This is a genomic window from Actinoplanes sp. NPDC021490 (assembly GCF_055562135.1).
The window spans coordinates 136,853-153,828 of the sequence record NZ_JBVHFW010000007.1; the positions used below are offsets into that span (position 1 = coordinate 136,853).

Below are 16,976 nucleotides of genomic sequence, written 5' to 3' on the forward strand. Positions count from 1 at the left end.
CCTTGCCTTCGGCGCTCGGCCAACCGTACGTTACACCGTAGTCCGTACAGCGGTCCATAACTGCCATTACGGTCCGCCCAATGGACCTTTGGAGGTGTGATGCTGAAGTCCATCCTCGAATCGGCCGACGGCGCGGTGGTGCCCGCGCCTTCCCTGCTCGCTGGTGAATGGCTGCTCGACGGCCCGTCGGCCGAGCGTGTCGGGCCCTTCACCGGCACCGTGGTCAGCCAGGCCCGGGTGGCCGCGCCGGAGGACGTCGACGTCGCGTCCCGGTTCGCGCGCTCCGGCGCCCGCACCGTCGCCCGTCTGGCCCCGGCCACCCGCGCGGGCATCCTGGAACGCGCCGCCGCCCTGGCCGGGGAGCACCGCGACGCCTTCGCCCGGCTGATCGCGCTGGAGCTCGGCAAGCCGGTCAAGGACGGACGCGGCGAACTCGACCGGGTCGCCGACACGTTCTCGGTCTGCGCGGCCGAAGCGCGGGGGATCGGGGGCGAGGTGCTGCCGGTGGCCGGCTGGGACCGGGGCGTCGGCAACACCGCCCTGACCTACCGGGCGCCGGCCGGGGTGGCCCTGGCGATCACACCGTTCAACGCGCCCGCGAACCTGCTCGCGCACAAGCTCGGCGCGTCGTTCGCGGCCGGCAACAGCACCATCGTCAAGGCGCCGCCCCAGGCGCCGGCCGTCTCCGCGGCCCTGGTCGCCCTGCTCGTCGAGGCGGGCGCCCCGCTCGAGTCGGTGCAACTGCTGCACGGCGGGGGCGAGGTGGGCGCACAGCTGTGCGCGGCGCCGGAGGTCGCGGTCATCAGTTTCACCGGCAGTGCGGAGACCGGCGCGGCCGTGGCCCGGGCCGCCGGCGCCAAACGGCTCGTGCTCGAGCTCGGCGGGAACGCCGCGACGATTGTCTGTTCCGACGCCGATCTGGCCGAAGCGGCCAAGGTGTGCGCCCGCACCGGGTACAGCAACTCCGGCCAGAGCTGCATCTCCGTCCAGCGTGTCTATGTGGACCGCGGGCGTTTCCACGAGTTCGTCGACCTGCTGACCGCGGAGGTGGCGCGACTGCGCGTCGGTGACCCGCTGGACCCGGCGACCGACGTCGGCTCGATGGTCGACGAGCAGGCCGCCGAACGGGTCCTGACCTGGGCCACCGAGGCGGCCGGCGCCGGTGCGCGGATCACCGTCGGCGGCACGCGCGACGGCGCCACTCTCGCGCCGACCGTCGTCGCCGACCCTCCGGCGGACGCGTCCGTGGTCGTCCGCGAGGTCTTCGGCGCACTGGTCACCGTCCTGCCCTTCGACGACTTCGACGAGGTGCTGGCCACCTGCAACACCAGCCGGTTCGGGCTGCAGGCCGGGCTGTTCACCCACGACATCGGGCGGATCCTCACCGCCTGGCGCGAGCTCGAGGTCGGCGGCCTGGTGGTCAACGGCTCGTCGAACTTCCGTCTGGACCATGTGCCCTTCGGCGGTGTGAAGGACTCCGGCTTCGGCCGTGAGGCGCCGCGGCAGATGGTCGAGGACTACACGGTCATCAAGACGCTGCTGTTGCGCGGCCTGTCGATCTGGGGGGAGAACTGATGGACCCACGCACCGCCGCTCAGGCGCTCGTCACCCAGCTCACCGGCTACGGCGTCGAGTACGTCTTCGGGACCTGCGGCCACACCAACATCGCGCTGCTCGACGCCCTCGGGCGCAGCGACATCAAGTTCGTCATCGCCCGCCACGAACAGACCGCGGCGCACGCCGCCGACGGTTACGCCCGCGCGACCGGCAAGCCCGGCGTCCTGCTGATGCACGTCGGCCCCGGGATGATGAACGCCGTGACCGGCGTGGCCACCGCCGCGCTCGACTCGGTGCCTCTGGTCGCCATCTCCGGCGACATCCCGTCGTACATGCACGGCCGGCATCCGCATCAGGAGGTCAACCTGCATGCCGACGCCGACCAGACGGCGATCTACCGGCCCTTCGTCAAGCGGGCCTGGACCGTGCACCGCACGGAGGACCTGCCTCGCTTCACCGAGCGGGCGTTCTGGACGGCGACCAGCGGCCGGCCCGGCGCGGTGCTGCTCAACGTCCCGATGGACATGTTCTCCCGGCCGCTGCCACCGACGGTGCCCGGCTATCCGCTGCCGCGCACCACGACCCGTCCCGACCTGCCCCCGGCCGACGCCGACCGGATCGCCGCGGCGCTCATCGAGGCCGATCGGCCCCTGATCTACATCGGGGGCGGGCTCGGCGGCGCCGCCGGCCGGCAGGCGCTGCGCGAGCTGGCCGAGCACCTCGACATCCCGATCGCGCATTCGCTGATGGCCAAGGGGGCGTTGCCCGACGACCACCCGCTGGTGCTCGGCATGACCGGCTTCTGGGGCCTGGAGGTCACCAACGCCTACGCCCGCGAAGCCGACGTCGTGCTGGCCCTGGCCACCCGCTTCGCCGAAACCGACTCGAGCTCGTGGAATCCGGACCACACGTGGGCCTTTCCGCCCGGCCGGTTGATCCAGATCGACATCGACCCGGCCGAGATCGGCCGCAACTATCCGGTCGAGATCGGCGCGGTCGCCGACGCCGGCCTCGCCGCCCAGCAGATCCTGGCCGCCGTCCGCCGCCGGCTGCCCGCGGGCGCCGGCCGCCCCGAACTGCGGGAGCGCATCCTGACCGCGCGCACCGAGCTGTTCGCCGGCAGCGCCGAGCGCGGCCGCAGCGACCAGTTCCCGCTGCGGCCCGAACGCATCCTGGCCGACCTGCGGGCCGCCCTGCCCGACGACGCGGTGCTGGTCACCGACGTCGGCTGGAACAAGAACGGCGTCGCCCAGTGCTATCCGCTGCCCGCCACCGGCCGCTTCATCACCCCCGGCGGGGCCTCCACGATGGGCTTCGGGCCCGCCGCGGCGCTCGGTGTGCAGATCGCCCAGCCGGAACGGGTCGTGGTCGCGCTGATCGGCGACGGCGGCATGAGCGCGCAGCTGCCCGCCCTGCCGATGGCGGTCGAGCAAGGCCTGCCGGTCATCTTCCTGGTGATGAACAACCGTGCCCACGGCACGATCTCAGACCTGCAGTCGAACTTCTTCGGCCGCAGCTACGGGTGCGACTTCGTCGATCCGGACGGCAACCCGTACAGCCCCGATTTCGCAGCTCTCGGCCGCGCCTGCGGCGCCGACGGCTACCTGGTCGCGGAACCGGGCGAGCTCACCGCCGCCCTCAAGTCGGCAATCGATCGCCGCCGTCCCGCGGTGATCGATGTGCCGATGGTCAACGAGCCGGTGCCCACCCCGGGCCACTGGAACATCAAGGACATCTATCAGGGCCTTTTCGAGTAACGCCCAACCTAAAAGAGGTGAGACGCCCATGGCCCGACGCCGTGCCGCCGCTGCCATATCCACCGTCGCCGTGCTCGCCACCGTCCTGGCCACCGGCTGCAGCGCTCCCGGTTCGGACGAGGAGGAGTCGGGAAGCGGCTCCGGACCCATCAAGATCGCCGTGGTCGACGCGCAGAGCGGGCAGTTGAGCTCGCTGGGCGCCTGGGAGCTCAAGGGCGCCCGGCTGGCCGTCGACGAATGGAACGCCCAGGGCGGTGTCAACGGCCGTCAGATCCAGCTTGACGTCTTCGACGACCAGGGCGACCCGACGATCGGCACCAACCTGGCCCGCAAGATCGACAGCGAGGGCTACATCGCGATGATCGGCACCGCGGAGAGCGCGGTCACCATCGCCATGGCGCCCCTGCTCAAGCAGGCGGCGATCCCGAACATCACCTCCGGGCAGTCGCCGGGTCTGGTCGGCGCCGGCAGCGAGTTCCTGTTCCTCAACGGGCCGACCAGCACCACTTACGACGAGACCCTGGCCAAGCACATCGTGGACGGCGAGGGCATCAAGAGCATCGCGATGATCACCAACAACGGCGGGTACGGCAAGGGTGAGCACGACGCCTTCCTGAAGGCGCTGCAGAGCCGCGGCGTCACGCCGGTCGTCGACCAGGTGGTCACGACCGAGCAGAAGGACTTCAGCGCCGTACTCACCTCGATCCGCCAGAAGAACCCCAAGGTGATCTTCCTCGGCGCCGAGGAGGTGGAGTCCGGCCTGATCGTCAAGCAGGCGCGGGATCTGGGCATCACCGCCACCTTCGCCGGCGCGGCGCCGCAGGGCACGCCGGTCTTCGTGGACACGGCGGGCGCCAAGAACGCCGAGGGCACCATCGTCAGTTCCCCGTACCTGAGCAACGAGATCAACGAGGCCTCGAAGAAGTTCGCCGCCGCGTACAAGGCGAAGTTCAACGAGGAGGCCGAACTGCACGGTGCCAAGGCCTACGACGGCACCCAGATCCTGCTGACCGCGCTCAAGACCAGCAACGTGGCCACCGGCAAGGACCTGGCCGAGGCCATCCGGGGCACCAAGTACCCGGGCCTGCTGGGCGACTTCGCCTACGACCGGACCGGCGTCGGCATCTTCGAGACCTCGATCGGCATCATCCGCTCCGGCAAGCTCGTCGCCGCCGGCGCCTGACGCCTTTCCCGCCGAGGCCCGGCGCCGAACTCCCGCGGCGCCGGGCACCGCCATCAGAAGGAGAACCATGCAGGTCTTCCTGCAGACCGTCATCGGCGGGGTCAGTCTCGGTGCCGTCTATGCCCTGGTGGCTCTGGGGTTCTCCCTGGTCTACCGCACCATGGGCCTGGTCAACTTCGCCCATGGCAATGTGGTGACCGTCGGCGCCTACCTCGCCTCCACCTTCTACCTGTCCACCCGGCTGCCGTTCGCCCTGGCCATGGTGGTCGCGATCGGTCTGACCGGAGCCATCGGCCTGGTCATCGAGCGGGTGCTGCGACCGCTGGAGAACCGCGACTTCGACCTCATGCTGATCGGCACCATCGGCTTCGGGATCGTGCTGGACGCGCTGATCATCATGATCTGGGGCGCCACCGGCCGCGCGGTGCCCTCGCCGGTGCCGTCCGCGCCGATCGAGCTGTTCGGACTGCGCATCCGCACCTACGACCTCGTGGTCCTGGCCATCGCGGCCGCGGCGACGGTCCTGCTCGTCCTGTTCCTCTCGCGCACCAAGCGCGGCGCCGCGATGCAGGCGGTCGCCATGGACCACGAGGCGGCCACCGCGGTCGGCATCCACGTCGGGCGCAGCAACGCGATCGCCTTCATGATCGGCGCCGGTCTGGCCGCGCTGGCCGGCGGACTGGTCGGCCCGCTGCTGTACGTCAGTCCCGCGCTGGGCGGCGCCCTCGGCATCAAGGGCTTCGCCGCGGCCATCCTCGGCGGTTTCGGCAGCATCCCCGGGGCCATCGTCGGTGGTCTCGCGATCGGCATTCTCGACTCCTTCACCGCCGGGCACTTCCAGGGCTACTCCGAGCTGGTCACCTTCCTCGTGTTCACGGTGATCATCATGGTGCGGCCGACCGGCGTCTTCGGCGAGCGGACGGTGAACCGGGCATGAAACAGCGCATCGCGGTCGCGGGCCTCATCGGACTGGCTCTGTGGTTCCTGCCGTACGGCCTGGACTCGTACGCGATCCACGTCGTCAACGTCATTTTGATCTTCGCCATCCTGGCCATCGGCCTCGGCCTGGTGATGGGCGTCGCCGGTCAGGTGAACCTCTCCCAGGTCGCGTTCTTCGGCGTCGGCGCCTACGTCACCGCCATCCTGACCACACACCAAGGCCTCGGCTTCTGGGTCTCCGCCGTGCTGGCTGTGCTGGCCACTGTGGTCATCGGCGTGGTCGTCGGCACGCCGGCGCTGCGGGTCCAATCCCACTATCTCGGCATCGTGACCCTCGGCCTGGCCCTCGCCTTCACCAACTGGGTGACCAACGCCGAGATCGCCGGCGGCGCCGAGGGCATCTCGGCGATCCCCGCCCCGGCACTGCCCGGGATCGACCTGTCCAGCGAATACCTCTACTACTACCTGGAACTGGCCGTCTTCGCGGTGGTGCTGGCGTTCGGGCTCTTCATCGTCCGCACGAGCCTGGGCCGGCGCATGCGGGCCATGCGCGACGACGCCCTCGCCGCGGGCGCCCTCGGCGCCGAGGTGCCGGTCCTGCGGATGACCGCCTTCATGCTCGCGAGCGTCTACGGCGGAGTGGCCGGGGTGCTCTACGCCGGGCTCATCCGGTACGTCGCCCCCGAATCCTTCAACATCGCCAACATGTTCCTGCTGCTCGGCATGGTGATCATCGGCGGACGGCAGAGTCTGATCGGCTGCGTGGTCGGCGCGGTGAGCCTCGCCCTGGTGCGCGAGGCCCTGGTCGACCATCCGACGATCGCCCAGGTCGCGTACGGCTCGGTGGTCGTTCTGGTCGTCGTCTTCGCCCCCACCGGCCTGGCCGGGCTGCCGGTGCGGATCAGGGCGTTGCTGGCCCGGCGTCGCGGCGGCCCGGGCACGGCGGCACAGCTTCAACCCTTCCAGCCGTACGAGACCCGACCGGCCGGCGACACCGCCCGGCGTACCACCCCGATCCTTGAGATTGACCACGTGAGCAAGCAGTTCCGTGGACTCAAAGCCCTCGACGACGTGTCCCTCACGGTCGCCGACCGGGAGATCCGCGGCATCGTCGGGCCCAACGGCTCGGGCAAGACCACGCTGTTCAACGTGATCAGCGGCCTCTACCGCCCGACCGGCGGCAAGGTGCGGTTCCTGGGGCGGGACATGACCGGCCAGGCACCCTACCGGCTGTCCCGCGCCGGCATGTCCCGCACGTTCCAGAACCTGCGGCTGTTCGGCGACCTCACCGTCGAGGAGAACCTGCTCGTCTCTCTCGACCGCAGCCGCACCCGGCAGAGCTGGCGGTACGTCCTGCGACCGCTCAGCGTGCTGCGCCGCGACCGCGACCTGCACCGGCAGGCCCGCGAGGTGCTGACACGCTACGGGCTGGCCGAGTTCGCCCGGCTGGCCCCGAAGGCGCTGCCCTACGGCATCCAGCGCCGCGTGGAGATCGCGCGGGCCGTGGCCGCCGCACCCACCCTGCTGCTGCTCGACGAGCCGGCCGCCGGCCTCAACGGTGAAGAGGTCCGGCAGCTCAGCGAGATCGTCCGATCCGTCCGGGACAGCGGCATCACCGTGATCATCATCGAGCACAACATGGGACTGGTCATGTCGCTGTGCGAGCAGATCACCGTGCTGGCCAGCGGGCGGATCATCGCCGAGGGGCGGCCGGACGAGGTGGCGCGCGACGCGGCCGTCATCGAGGCCTACCTGGGGGACTCCATGACGGCCGACGACCTGCCCAGCGTTCCGGAGGCGACGAGATGACCACGACGGCCCGCACCGGCATCGCCACGCTCACCGTCGAGGGCCTCACCGTGCACTACGGAGGCGTCTGCGCGGTCCGGGACCTGAGCTTCTCGGTGCCCGGTGGCGAGGCGATCGGCGTCATCGGGGCGAACGGCGCCGGCAAGACCTCCACCCTCAAAGCGGTGATGGGCCTGGTGCCGCGCAAGGTGGGCACGTTGAGCTTCGGCGACATCGACCTGAGTACGGTCAGCGCCCGCAACATGGTGCGCCACGGCATCGGCTACGTCCCGGAGGGCCGGCACGTGTTCGCCGGGCTGCCGGTCGAAAAGAATCTGCTGCTCGGCGCGTACGCCCGTAAGTGGAACACGGCGACCCGGCAGACCCTGACCGAGGTGTACGACCTGTTCCCCGTACTCGGCGAGATGCGCGGCCGGCTGGCCGGCGCGCTCTCCGGCGGCCAGCAGCAGATGCTCGCCATCGGCCGCGCGCTGATGTCGCGTCCGCGGCTGCTGCTGCTCGACGAACCGTCGATGGGACTGTCCCCGAAGCTTGTCGAGGACATCCTCGCGGTCCTGCTCCGGCTGCGGGCCGAGGGCCTTTCCCTCCTGCTCGTCGAGCAGAACGCCAAGCTCACCTTCGAGGCGACCAGCAGCTGCCTCGTGGTCGAGAACGGCGAGGTGGCGATGACCGGCACCTCGGCGCAGCTGCGACACGATCCCCGCGTACGACAGATTTATCTGGGGCTGTGAGCCGTGCTCGGCGAGCCGTTCCCCCTCGGACGGACCGTGCTGCGCAACCGGGTGGTCAGCCCGCCGATGGAGCGCAACTACGGCACGGTGGACGGCCGGGTGACCGGCCGCTACGTCGCGTACCTGCGGGCCCGCGCGGCGGGCGGCGCCGCGCTGGTCTTCACCGAGGCGACCTACGTGCGGGCCGACGGGCGCGGCCGGGCCCGGCAACTCGGCGCGCACGCCGACCATGCCGGGCCGGGCCTGCGTGCTGTCGCCGACGCGGTGCACGCCGAGGGAGCCCTGGCCGGGGTGGAGCTCAACCACGGCGGCCGGGTCACCGATCCGGCGGTCTCCGGCTTCCAGGCGGTCGCACCGTCGCCTGTCGCGTTCCGCGGGCGCACCCCGCGCGAACTCGGCACGGACGAGGTCGCACAGATCGTGGTGGCCTTCGGCGCGGCCGCCCGACGGTGCGCGGACGCCGGAATCGACGTCCTCGAGGTGCACGCCGCGCACGGCTACCTGATCCACCAGTTCCTGTCGCCGCGCACGAACCGGCGCGACGACCGGTACGCCGATCCGACCGCCTTCCTCGACGAGGTGCTGGCCGAGATCCGGCGCCAGGCGCCCGGACCGGCCTTGTTCCTGCGCCTGTCCGCCTTCGAGGGCGTTTCCGGCGGGCTCGACGCGGAGGCGACGCTGGCCCTGGTCCGCCGCGTCTGTCTGGACCCGGTCGACGTCCTCGACATCTCGGCCGGCTCGTACGAGGCGGGGGAGTGGATGGTGCAGCCCGGCGAGGTCGCCCGGGCGGTGCTCGCGCCGTCCGCGGCCCGGTTCCGCGAGTTCGGCAAGCCGATCTGTGTCGCCGGCCGGATCCCCACCGGCGAGGTGGCCGAGCAGGTGCTCGAATCGGGGGCGGCCGATCTGGTGGCGGTGGGCCGGGCCCAGCACACCGACCCGTCCTGGACCAGGACGGTTGTGGCCGGCCGTCTGCCCCGGCCGTGCATCGGCTGCAATCAGGGCTGCATCGACGAGCTGCACACGCAACAGCCGATCTGGTGCCTGGTCAACCCGGCCACCTCGCACGAGGACGCGCCCGCGGCCGAGCCGGCGTCCGCCCGGCGCCGGGTGCTGATCGTCGGTGCGGGCGTCGCCGGGCTGGAGGCCGCCCGCTGCGCCGCCGAGCAGGGACACGACGTCACCGTTCTGGAGGCCGAGCCGTGGCCCGGCGGGCGGTTCCGGCTTGCCGCCGGTCTGCCCAGCCGGCCCGAGTTCGGCCGTCTGCTGCAGTGGTACGACGCCGAGTTGTCCCGTCTCGGCGTCGAGGTGCGCCTCGCCGCCGCCGCAACCCCGGAGCTGATCGCTTCCCAGGGCCCCGAGGTGGTCGTCGTGGCCGTCGGCGAGGACGGCCACCTGCCCCCGGTGCCGGGGGCCGGCCGGCCCCGGGTGATCGGCCTGGACGACTGGCTGCGGTCGCCGCCGGCCGTCGGCGGCGACGACGTCGTGACGGTGTGGGGCGCCGACCGGGCCGGACTGGCCGTGGCCGATGCGGCGGTGCGGTTCTGAGGCTCCGCGCCCATCTCATCCACCGCTGATCAAGGAGGCAGGTCCCGTGGGCGCCATCGACTCGCGTGTTCGCCCGGCCGCTGGGGTGCAGCGTCTGACCATCTCGACCGAGAGCCTGTCGGGCACCCTGGCCGACAAGATGGCCGCGGCCGCGGCAGCGTCGTTCGACGGCATCGAACTCGGCCGCACCGACCTCATTGCGTCGCCGTGGACGGCGTCGCGGCTGCGTCAGGAGTGCGCGGACCGCGGCCTCACCGCCGACGTCTACCGGTCGTCGTGGGACTTCGAACCCGCTGACGCCGACACCTTCACCACGGTGCTGCGGCGGGCCGGTCGCGAGTTCGCCCAGCTCGAGCAGTTCGGCGTACGGACCGTGCTGATTCGCTCGTCCGGCTCCGGTGTGCTCGACGACGACGATGAGGCCGCGGCGCAACTGTCACGTCTGGCCTCGCTGGCCGGCGAGCACGGCCTGCGACTGGCCTACGCGGCGGTGCCGTGGGGCCGATTCGTGCGCACCACCGGTCACGCGTGGCAGATCGTGCGCCGGACCGGCCACCCCGCACTCGGCCTGGGTCTGGACAGCTTCCACGTCCTCACCGGGCCCGACGATGCGAGCGTGGTCGCGACCGTTCCCGGCGACCGTCTCGTCCACGTGCGGGTCGCCGACGCCCACCGTGGCGCGAGCACGGCCGAGGACAGCCGGCACCACCGGCTCTTCCCCGGTCTTGGCGTCCTGGACCTCGAAGGGTTCCTGTCGCGGGTCGACGACGCCGGATACGGTGGCCCGCTGTCGCTGGCCGTGGGCAACGACATCTACCGCCAGATGGACCCGTGGCAGATCGCCGTCGATGGCATGCGCGCCCTGCGCACACTGACGGCCGGCCTGCCACCCACGGCCGAGCTCGGCGGATACGCCTTCGTCGAACTGGGCGTGGACGACGACTCGGGCCCGGCAGTCGGCCGGCTCCTCGCCGACCTGGGCTTCACCCGGACCGGACGGCACCGCTCCAAACCCGTGGACCTCTGGCAACAGGGCGACGCCCGGATCCTGCTCAACGCGGCGCCGCACCAGGCCATCGCGCCGGGCACCGCGGCCATCTGCGCGCTCGGCGTCGCCGGCAGCGATCCCGCCGGCTCCGCCCGCCGCGCCGACCGGTTGCTGGCCCCGCTGCTGCCGCGCAGTCGCCGGCCCGGCGAAGCCGAACTCAACTCGGTAGCCGCCCCGGACGGCACCGCCGTCTTCTTCTGCCACGGCGACACCTGGACGGCGGACTTCGCGGCCACCGGCGAGCCGCCGAGCGGCGTCGCGTGGACTGCCGGCATCGACCACGTGGCGCTCACCGAGACCGTTGACGACTTCGACCAGGCCTCGCTGTTCTACCGGTGTGTCTTCGGTCTGCGGCCCGGGGAGCCGCAGGAACTCGCCGCGCCGTTCGGCATGGTGCGCAGCCGGGCGTTCACCGACCCGTCCGGGCAGGTGCGGATCGCGCTCAACGCCGCGCTCATGCGGCGCGGTGACTGGGCGCCGGGCGTCCACAGCCCTCAGCACATCGCGTTCGCGACGACCGACGCCATCGCCGCGGCGAAACAGCTGCGCGCGACCGTCCTGCCGATCCCCGGCAACTACTACGACTACCTCGACACGCACTGGGAACTGCCGGCCGGTCTGCTGGCCGAGATGCGTGCCTGCTCGGTGCTCTTCGACCGCGACGAGCACGGCGACTACCTGCACTTCTATACCGCGGTGGTCGGCTCGCGCGTGTTCTTCGAAGTGGTGCAGCGAATCGGGAACTACCGGGGATTCGGCGACCCGAACAGCGTGCCGGTGCGGATGGCGGGCCACCGCGAGCGCCGGATAGCGGCCATGCGGCACAGCCGGCGGGACTACTCCCTGGCCCATCTCACCGCGCTGAGCCTGTCCCCGCCCGATCTGGTCGATGCGGCGGCCGAGGCCGGGTACCGCTACGTCGGGCTGCGCCTGACCCGGGTGACACCCCAGGAGCCGAACCACCCGCTCACCACCGATCCCGCGCTCATGCGGACCACCAAGGCGCGGCTGGCCGCCACCGGCATCGAAGTCCTCGACATCGAACTGGCCCGCATCGGCCCCGACGACGACCCGCGAACCTTCCGGCGCGTCCTGGAAGCGGGAGCCGAACTCGGCGCCCGGCATGTCATCAGCCAGCTTCCCGACCCGGATCCCCAGCGCAAGGTCGACAACTTCGCGCGGCTCTGCGAGATGGCCCGTCCGCTCGGGCTGATCATCGACCTCGAGTTCCCGTCCTGGACCCAGACCAGCGACCTGCACGAGGCGGCCCGGGTGCTGCGCGCCGCCGGCCAGCCGAACGCGGGCATCCTCGTCGACCTGCTGCACTTCGCCCGGTCACAGTCCGACGTGCGGGAACTGCGGCGCCTTCCCGCCGAGTGGTTCCACTTCGTGCACGTCTGCGACGCCCTCGCCGCCATCCCGGCCACCGACGAGGGCCTGATCCGGACGGCCCGCTTCGAGCGGCTCTTCCCCGGCGACGGCGGCATCGACGTGCACGGCATCCTCGACGCCTTGCCCTCCGGCATCCCGTACGCCCTGGAGATTCCGCGAGCCGACTCCGTCGCCTCCGTAGGGCCCAAGGAACACGCACGCCTGTCCCTGGCCGCGGCCCGCCGCTACCTCGACGCATCCTAGACGCGGAACCGGGCGATGGTCGCCTGAAGGGTGTTCGACACCTGGGCCAGGTCGCCGGCCGACTGTTTCGTGTCCTCCACGCCCCGTACGGTGTCCCGTGCGGCTGAGGCAACCCGACCGATGTTCGCGGCGATGTCCGCCGAAGCGTTGGCCGCCGCACTCACGTTCCGACTCATCTCGCCGGTGGTCGCCGTCTGCTCATCGACCGCGGACGCGATGGTGGCCTGGAAGTCGCTGATCTGCTCGATCACCCCGGTGATCTCGGTGATCGCGTGGGCGGCGGCGTTGGCGTCGCCCTGGATCGTCTGAACCCGTCGGCCGATGTCCTCGGTCGCCTTGGCGGTTTCCTGCGCGAGATCCTTGACCTCGGTGGCGACGACCGCGAATCCCTTGCCCGCTTCCCCGGCCCGGGCGGCCTCGATGGTGGCGTTGAGCGCGAGCAGATTCGTCTGTTCGGCGATCGAGGTGATCACACTGATCACATTGCCGATCTCCGAGGAACTGGTGCCCAGCTTGGAGACGGTGGCGGTGGCCGACTCGGCGCTTTGCACGGCCGAACGGGCGACGTTGGCCGCTTGGGCGGCGTTGTGGGCGACTTCCCTGATCGAAGCGCCCATCTGCTCCGACCCGGCCGCGACCGTCTGCACGTTTTCCGAGACGGTGCCGGCCGCGGAGGACACGCCGTCAGCTCGGGTGGAGGTCTCCTCGGCCGCGGTCGAGATCTGGCTGCTGACGGTGAGCAGATGGTTCGCCGAGTTGTTCAGCGAACTGGAACTGGCGATGAGGGTGCCGACCATGTCGCCGAACCCGTCCAGGGCCTGATCGAGTTCCGCCGCCATCTGCCCGATCTCGTCGCGTTGCCGTACGGCGGCTCGGGGCCGGAGATCGCCGGAAGAGAGCGCCCGCACCACCTCGGAGACCCGGGCCAGCGGACGGCCGATGAGCCGGGTCACGAGCACGGAGAGCGCAACGGCCAGCGCGATGCCGATCACCAGCGCCAGGCCGATTCCCCGGATGGCCGCCGCTGATGCCTCACGAGCCTGTTTCTGCACCGCCTGGCTGCGTGTGTCGACGGAGTCCGCGAGCCCGTTCGTCACCTCGACGATCTTGAAGTACAGCGTCCAGGACGGGCCCATGATCATTTTGCGGGCCTGGTCGACGGCTTGCCGGGTGTTCTTCTGGTACGTCGCCGCCACCTTGTCGTCCTCGGCGAAGAGCTGAGTGAAAAGGTCCCGCAAGGTGGTGAGTTGAGCCTTTTCGGAGGCAGTGAGGTGATCGGTGTGGATGGCGGCGAGATTCGCCTTGATCGCGGCGACGATGTCGAGGAAGCCTTTGCGGTTCTCGGCCTGCGGATCTACCGCCTTGGCGCCTCCGATGAAACTCGCGTCCCAGGCGTAACTGATCTGGTAGCCACTGAAATCCGCATTGTTGGTCTTCAGCGTGTCGAGCTCGTGGGTCACGACGCGCAGGTCGCCGAGCTGCTCGACCAGGCTTCGCTGCGAAACCGTCGATCGATAGCCGGTGACCGCGACCACCAGGGCGACCGCGAGCAGAACCGTGGACAGGACGGCCAGCTTGGTGGTGACCTTGCGATCCGCGAACCACCCCAGCAAGCCGCCACGCGCGTCCATCGCCATCTTCGTTGTCTCCTCTTGCGCCGCTGACCGGCCGGCCGGACGCCCTACGGCTTTACTGCCCGGTGCCCCACAACGTCACGGTAAAAGCAGACCGTTCGACGCGGGTCGCATTCGCCCAAATCGTCGGCGTCGAACCTCTCCCGCGGCGTTCCCCAAGGTCTTGGCCCCGGCGAGGCGCTTCGGGCATCCCGGTCCCTAGACCCCGAACGGGTTACTTTCCGGTGGGTGATTCGGGCGTAGGCTCGTGGCGGTTCTGCCATAGATGCGGACGATGCTGTCGCGGTGAGACGGCCGGCGGTCGTGATGCCTGGTCGGCCGCGCGGTGGCTCCGGGCCGGGTTGGGGGTTTGCTGAGATGGTCGGCGACCGGCGTATGCGGTATAGCGAGGCCCGCCGTGGTTGTGGTGACTAGCTCTTCGCGGCGGCCCCGGGTGGATCGGCTGATCTCGGCGTACGGCCCGGATGTAAGCACGTTGTGTCAGGCGTGCGTGGCTCATTTCCCCGGCATCCGGGGTGTGGGGGTGGCGGTGATGACGGCCACGGCGCCGCAGCAGGTGCGCTATGCCAGCGACGCGGTCAGTGCGCGGGTGGAGCAGCTGCAACTCCTGCTCGGTGAAGGGCCGGGCCGGGATGCCTTCGACACCGGCAGCCCGGTGCTGGCCGGTGATTTGCAGGCTTCGGAGTGGCGCGGCCGATGGCCGGCGTTCGCCGGGGCGGCCCTGCAGGCGGGAGCGCGGGCGGTGTTCGCGCTCCCGCTGCGGGCCGGCCCGCTGAGTGTCGGGGTGCTCGATCTGTACAGCGGCGATGCGGGCACCGTGGAGGGTCAGCTGCTGGCAGACGCGTGGGATTTCGCCGATGCGGTCACCGACCTGCTGCTGGCCGAGGTCCTGGCCGGTGACGGGACAACCGGCGGTGGGGGAGCCGGAAGCTATCTGGCGCAGCGGGCGGTGGTGCATCAGGCCACCGGCATGGTCAGTGTGCAGCTGGACGTGCCGGCCGACGAGGCGTTCACCCGTCTGCGTGCTTATGCGTTCGCGGCCGAGCGCGAGTTGGACGAGGTGGCCGACGAAGTGGTGGCTCGCAGGCTGCGCTTCGACGAGCTCGACGGCCCGCAGCATCGCGATGTCGATGATGGGAATGGGACGAGGTGAGCATGTCGCGGGAACAAGCGGTTGCCGAGGCGTTCATGGAGCTGTCCGACACGCTGGTCACCGACATCGATGTGGTCGAGTTTCTGCATCTGCTCACCGGCAGGTGCGTGCAACTTCTGGACGTGCAGGCGGCCGGTGTGCTGGTGGCCGACCAGGGCGGAGCGTTACGGCTGACGGCGGCTTCGGCGGAGTACGGGCGGCTGCTGGAGCTGTTCGAGATCCAAGCGGCACCGTGCGCGGCGAGCTTCACTACCGGCGAGCCGGTGGCTGTTCTCGGTCTCGCGCCCGGTGACGGGCGGTGGCCGCGATTCGCCCGGCAAGCCTGCGCCGCCGGGTTCCGGTCGGTGTACGCGCTGCCGATGCGCCTGCGCGGCGAGGTCATCGGGGTGCTTGCCCTCCTGCGTACGCAGCCCGGGGCGCTCGGCGGCGACGAGGTCCGGCTGGGGCAGGCACTGGCGAACGTGAGCACGGTCGGCCTGTTGCAGCACCGCTCGCTCGCTCAGCGGCAGGTGCTGGGGGAGCAGTTGCGCCACGTGCTGAACAGCAGGGTGCTCATCGAGCGGGCCAAGGGGGTGGTCGCCGAGCGTCTGGGCATCGGTATCGACGCCGCTCAGGGGGAGCTCCTGCGGTACAGCAAGCGTGTCGGCCGGCCGTTGGTGGAGGCCGCCCGGATGGTCTTGGAAGCAGATCATGCCGTCGCCGGGGCCGGCCCGGGCGCGATTCTCGATCCGGCTCCCCTGGTCCGTCGCTTCGACTCTCATACGCTGACAGCACTTCGGGCCGTGGTGCGTCAACGCTTGTCGGCCGCCGGCCTGCATGACCCTTCACGCTTCGAGCTTGTGCTGGCCATCCATGAGGCGATGGCCAACGCGGTACGTCATGGCGGCGGTTGCGGCCGGCTGTGGCTGTGGTCACACGCCGGCAGCCTGTGGTGCGAGATCAGCGACGACGGGCCCGGTTTCCCGGCCGAGGTGACCATGCCGGTCAGCCTGCCCGGCGGTACGAGCGGTGGCCGGGGCCTCTGGGTGATCAGTCACGTCTTCGGCAGCCCCGACATCACCGCCTCCCCCACGGGAGGCACCCGCATGCTGTTGCACTACCGGCTGCCGGCGTCGCTCGAGCACGGATGAGCGAGCTGGTGGGCATCCTGGTGGCTCTGGCCGGGACGCCGGACGATGCGTCCATTGTTGACGTGCATCTCACGACGGCCGCTCGGTTGACGGCCGATACGGTGTCGGGCGTCCACTATGCGTCGATTACGGCGTGGCGCGGGGGCGGCTATACCACCGTCGCCGCGAGCAGTGAGCTGGCTCGGGCGGTGGACCAGGCCCAGTACTCCGGGCAAGCCGGACCGTGTGTGCAGGCCGCCGAGACGGGTGCGCCGGTGCCCGTGCCCGACGTCGCGGCGACGATGTCGTGGCCACGGTTCTACCAGGCAGCCCACGTTCTGGGCCTGCAGGCCTCGCTGTCAGTGCCGTTGTTCGCCGGCAGCGGGACGCCGATCGCCGTGCTCAACCTCTACAGCCGGGATACCGCGGCGATGCTCCCACTCATCGAGGGTGCCCGCCTGGTCTACGCCGAAGGTCAGATGTCCGATGACAGCCGGCCGGCGGGCATCGACGCCGGCGGACAGCAGCTACTGACCGGACTCGCCCGGGCCTTGGCGGTCCGGGCAACTGTTCAGCGTGCCGTCGGTGTGATCATGGCCCGCGAACAGCTCGATGCCGATGAGGCTTACCTGCGGTTACGGGTCTGGGCCGCCGCGGCCGAGGTCTCACTGGCCGACGCCGCGGAAGCGCTGTCGGGGTAGTCGTGCCGCCCTCACCGGTGATTACTCGAAAGACCGGCCTTTAAGGATCGCACGGGCGGGTATGCCGCCTCGCTGATGCGAGCCGTCGCATGCCTCCCGGCAGTCCCCGCGTACGGGCAACGGCATCGTAGATGCAGGTCACTGTGGGTTTGCCGCCGACTGTGCGCAGAGGAGG

General features: G+C 70.7%; 12 protein-coding genes. 11 read left to right on the top strand and 1 reads right to left on the bottom strand.

Going from position 1 to position 16,976, the window contains the following annotated elements:
* Positions 1–99 precede the first annotated feature (99 nt).
* From ACZ3I4_RS20675 to ACZ3I4_RS20710, 8 genes are all read left to right on the top strand, one after another.
* Positions 100–1,575, top strand: coding sequence for an aldehyde dehydrogenase family protein (locus ACZ3I4_RS20675; RefSeq protein ID WP_465383586.1), 1,476 nt, complete (start codon positions 100–102; stop codon positions 1,573–1,575).
* On the top strand, positions 1,575–3,314 hold the full coding sequence (locus ACZ3I4_RS20680; RefSeq protein WP_465383587.1) for a thiamine pyrophosphate-binding protein: 1,740 nt from the start codon (positions 1,575–1,577) through the stop codon (positions 3,312–3,314). The genes ACZ3I4_RS20675 and ACZ3I4_RS20680 overlap by 1 nt, the downstream gene beginning before the upstream one ends.
* Positions 3,315–3,342: 28 nt before the next feature.
* Complete coding sequence (locus ACZ3I4_RS20685; protein WP_465383588.1) at positions 3,343–4,497, top strand: ABC transporter substrate-binding protein; 1,155 nt, start codon at positions 3,343–3,345, stop codon at positions 4,495–4,497.
* Positions 4,498–4,564: 67 nt separating this feature from the next.
* Positions 4,565–5,434 (top strand): branched-chain amino acid ABC transporter permease, encoded by an 870-nt coding sequence (locus ACZ3I4_RS20690; RefSeq protein WP_465383589.1) that lies wholly within the window; start codon positions 4,565–4,567, stop codon positions 5,432–5,434.
* Entirely contained in the window at positions 5,431–7,245 is a 1,815-nt protein-coding gene (locus tag ACZ3I4_RS20695; RefSeq protein WP_465383590.1) for a branched-chain amino acid ABC transporter ATP-binding protein/permease, read from the top strand. Before ACZ3I4_RS20690 ends, ACZ3I4_RS20695 begins: the two co-directional genes overlap by 4 nt.
* On the top strand, positions 7,242–7,976 hold the full coding sequence (locus ACZ3I4_RS20700; RefSeq protein ID WP_465383591.1) for an ABC transporter ATP-binding protein: 735 nt from the start codon (positions 7,242–7,244) through the stop codon (positions 7,974–7,976). Before ACZ3I4_RS20695 ends, ACZ3I4_RS20700 begins: the two co-directional genes overlap by 4 nt.
* A gap of 3 nt (positions 7,977–7,979) precedes the next feature.
* Positions 7,980–9,521, top strand: coding sequence for an FAD-dependent oxidoreductase (locus tag ACZ3I4_RS20705; RefSeq protein WP_465383592.1), 1,542 nt, complete (start codon positions 7,980–7,982; stop codon positions 9,519–9,521).
* A gap of 46 nt (positions 9,522–9,567) precedes the next feature.
* On the top strand, positions 9,568–12,204 hold the full coding sequence (locus ACZ3I4_RS20710; protein WP_465383593.1) for a TIM barrel protein: 2,637 nt from the start codon (positions 9,568–9,570) through the stop codon (positions 12,202–12,204).
* On the opposite strand, the gene ACZ3I4_RS20715 is transcribed toward ACZ3I4_RS20710, so the two are convergent.
* Positions 12,201–13,841 (bottom strand): methyl-accepting chemotaxis protein, encoded by a 1,641-nt coding sequence (locus tag ACZ3I4_RS20715; protein WP_465383594.1) that lies wholly within the window; start codon positions 13,839–13,841, stop codon positions 12,201–12,203. The two genes, ACZ3I4_RS20710 and ACZ3I4_RS20715, sit on opposite strands and share 4 nt — an antisense overlap.
* A gap of 529 nt (positions 13,842–14,370) precedes the next feature.
* Between ACZ3I4_RS20715 and ACZ3I4_RS20720 the strand changes: the two genes are divergently transcribed.
* The 3 genes from ACZ3I4_RS20720 to ACZ3I4_RS20730 are packed head-to-tail and all read left to right on the top strand — an operon-like array spanning position 14,371 to position 16,801.
* The gene (locus tag ACZ3I4_RS20720; RefSeq protein ID WP_465383595.1) at positions 14,371–14,991 is read left to right on the top strand and encodes a GAF and ANTAR domain-containing protein; all 621 of its coding nucleotides are present in this window, start codon (positions 14,371–14,373) and stop codon (positions 14,989–14,991) included.
* A 2-nt stretch (positions 14,992–14,993) separates the two neighbouring features.
* Positions 14,994–16,121, top strand: a complete 1,128-nt coding sequence (locus ACZ3I4_RS20725) for an ATP-binding protein (RefSeq protein ID WP_465383596.1) — start codon at positions 14,994–14,996, stop codon at positions 16,119–16,121.
* A complete protein-coding gene (locus ACZ3I4_RS20730) occupies positions 16,118–16,801 on the top strand; it encodes a GAF and ANTAR domain-containing protein (RefSeq protein WP_465383597.1) in 684 nt (227 codons plus the stop codon). The genes ACZ3I4_RS20725 and ACZ3I4_RS20730 overlap by 4 nt, the downstream gene beginning before the upstream one ends.
* Positions 16,802–16,976: the final 175 nt, after the last annotated feature.

Coding starts and splice junctions, on each gene's coding strand:
- ACZ3I4_RS20700 (WP_465383591.1), top strand. CDS start 7,242: ATGACCACGACGGCCCGCACCGGCATCGCCACGCTCACCGTCGAGGGC.
- ACZ3I4_RS20725 (WP_465383596.1), top strand. CDS start 14,994: ATGTCGCGGGAACAAGCGGTTGCCGAGGCGTTCATGGAGCTGTCCGAC.
- ACZ3I4_RS20680 (WP_465383587.1), top strand. CDS start 1,575: ATGGACCCACGCACCGCCGCTCAGGCGCTCGTCACCCAGCTCACCGGC.
- ACZ3I4_RS20690 (WP_465383589.1), top strand. CDS start 4,565: ATGCAGGTCTTCCTGCAGACCGTCATCGGCGGGGTCAGTCTCGGTGCC.
- ACZ3I4_RS20675 (WP_465383586.1), top strand. CDS start 100: ATGCTGAAGTCCATCCTCGAATCGGCCGACGGCGCGGTGGTGCCCGCG.
- ACZ3I4_RS20720 (WP_465383595.1), top strand. CDS start 14,371: ATGACGGCCACGGCGCCGCAGCAGGTGCGCTATGCCAGCGACGCGGTC.
- ACZ3I4_RS20685 (WP_465383588.1), top strand. CDS start 3,343: ATGGCCCGACGCCGTGCCGCCGCTGCCATATCCACCGTCGCCGTGCTC.
- ACZ3I4_RS20715 (WP_465383594.1), bottom strand. CDS start 13,841: ATGGCGATGGACGCGCGTGGCGGCTTGCTGGGGTGGTTCGCGGATCGC.
- ACZ3I4_RS20730 (WP_465383597.1), top strand. CDS start 16,118: ATGAGCGAGCTGGTGGGCATCCTGGTGGCTCTGGCCGGGACGCCGGAC.
- ACZ3I4_RS20695 (WP_465383590.1), top strand. CDS start 5,431: ATGAAACAGCGCATCGCGGTCGCGGGCCTCATCGGACTGGCTCTGTGG.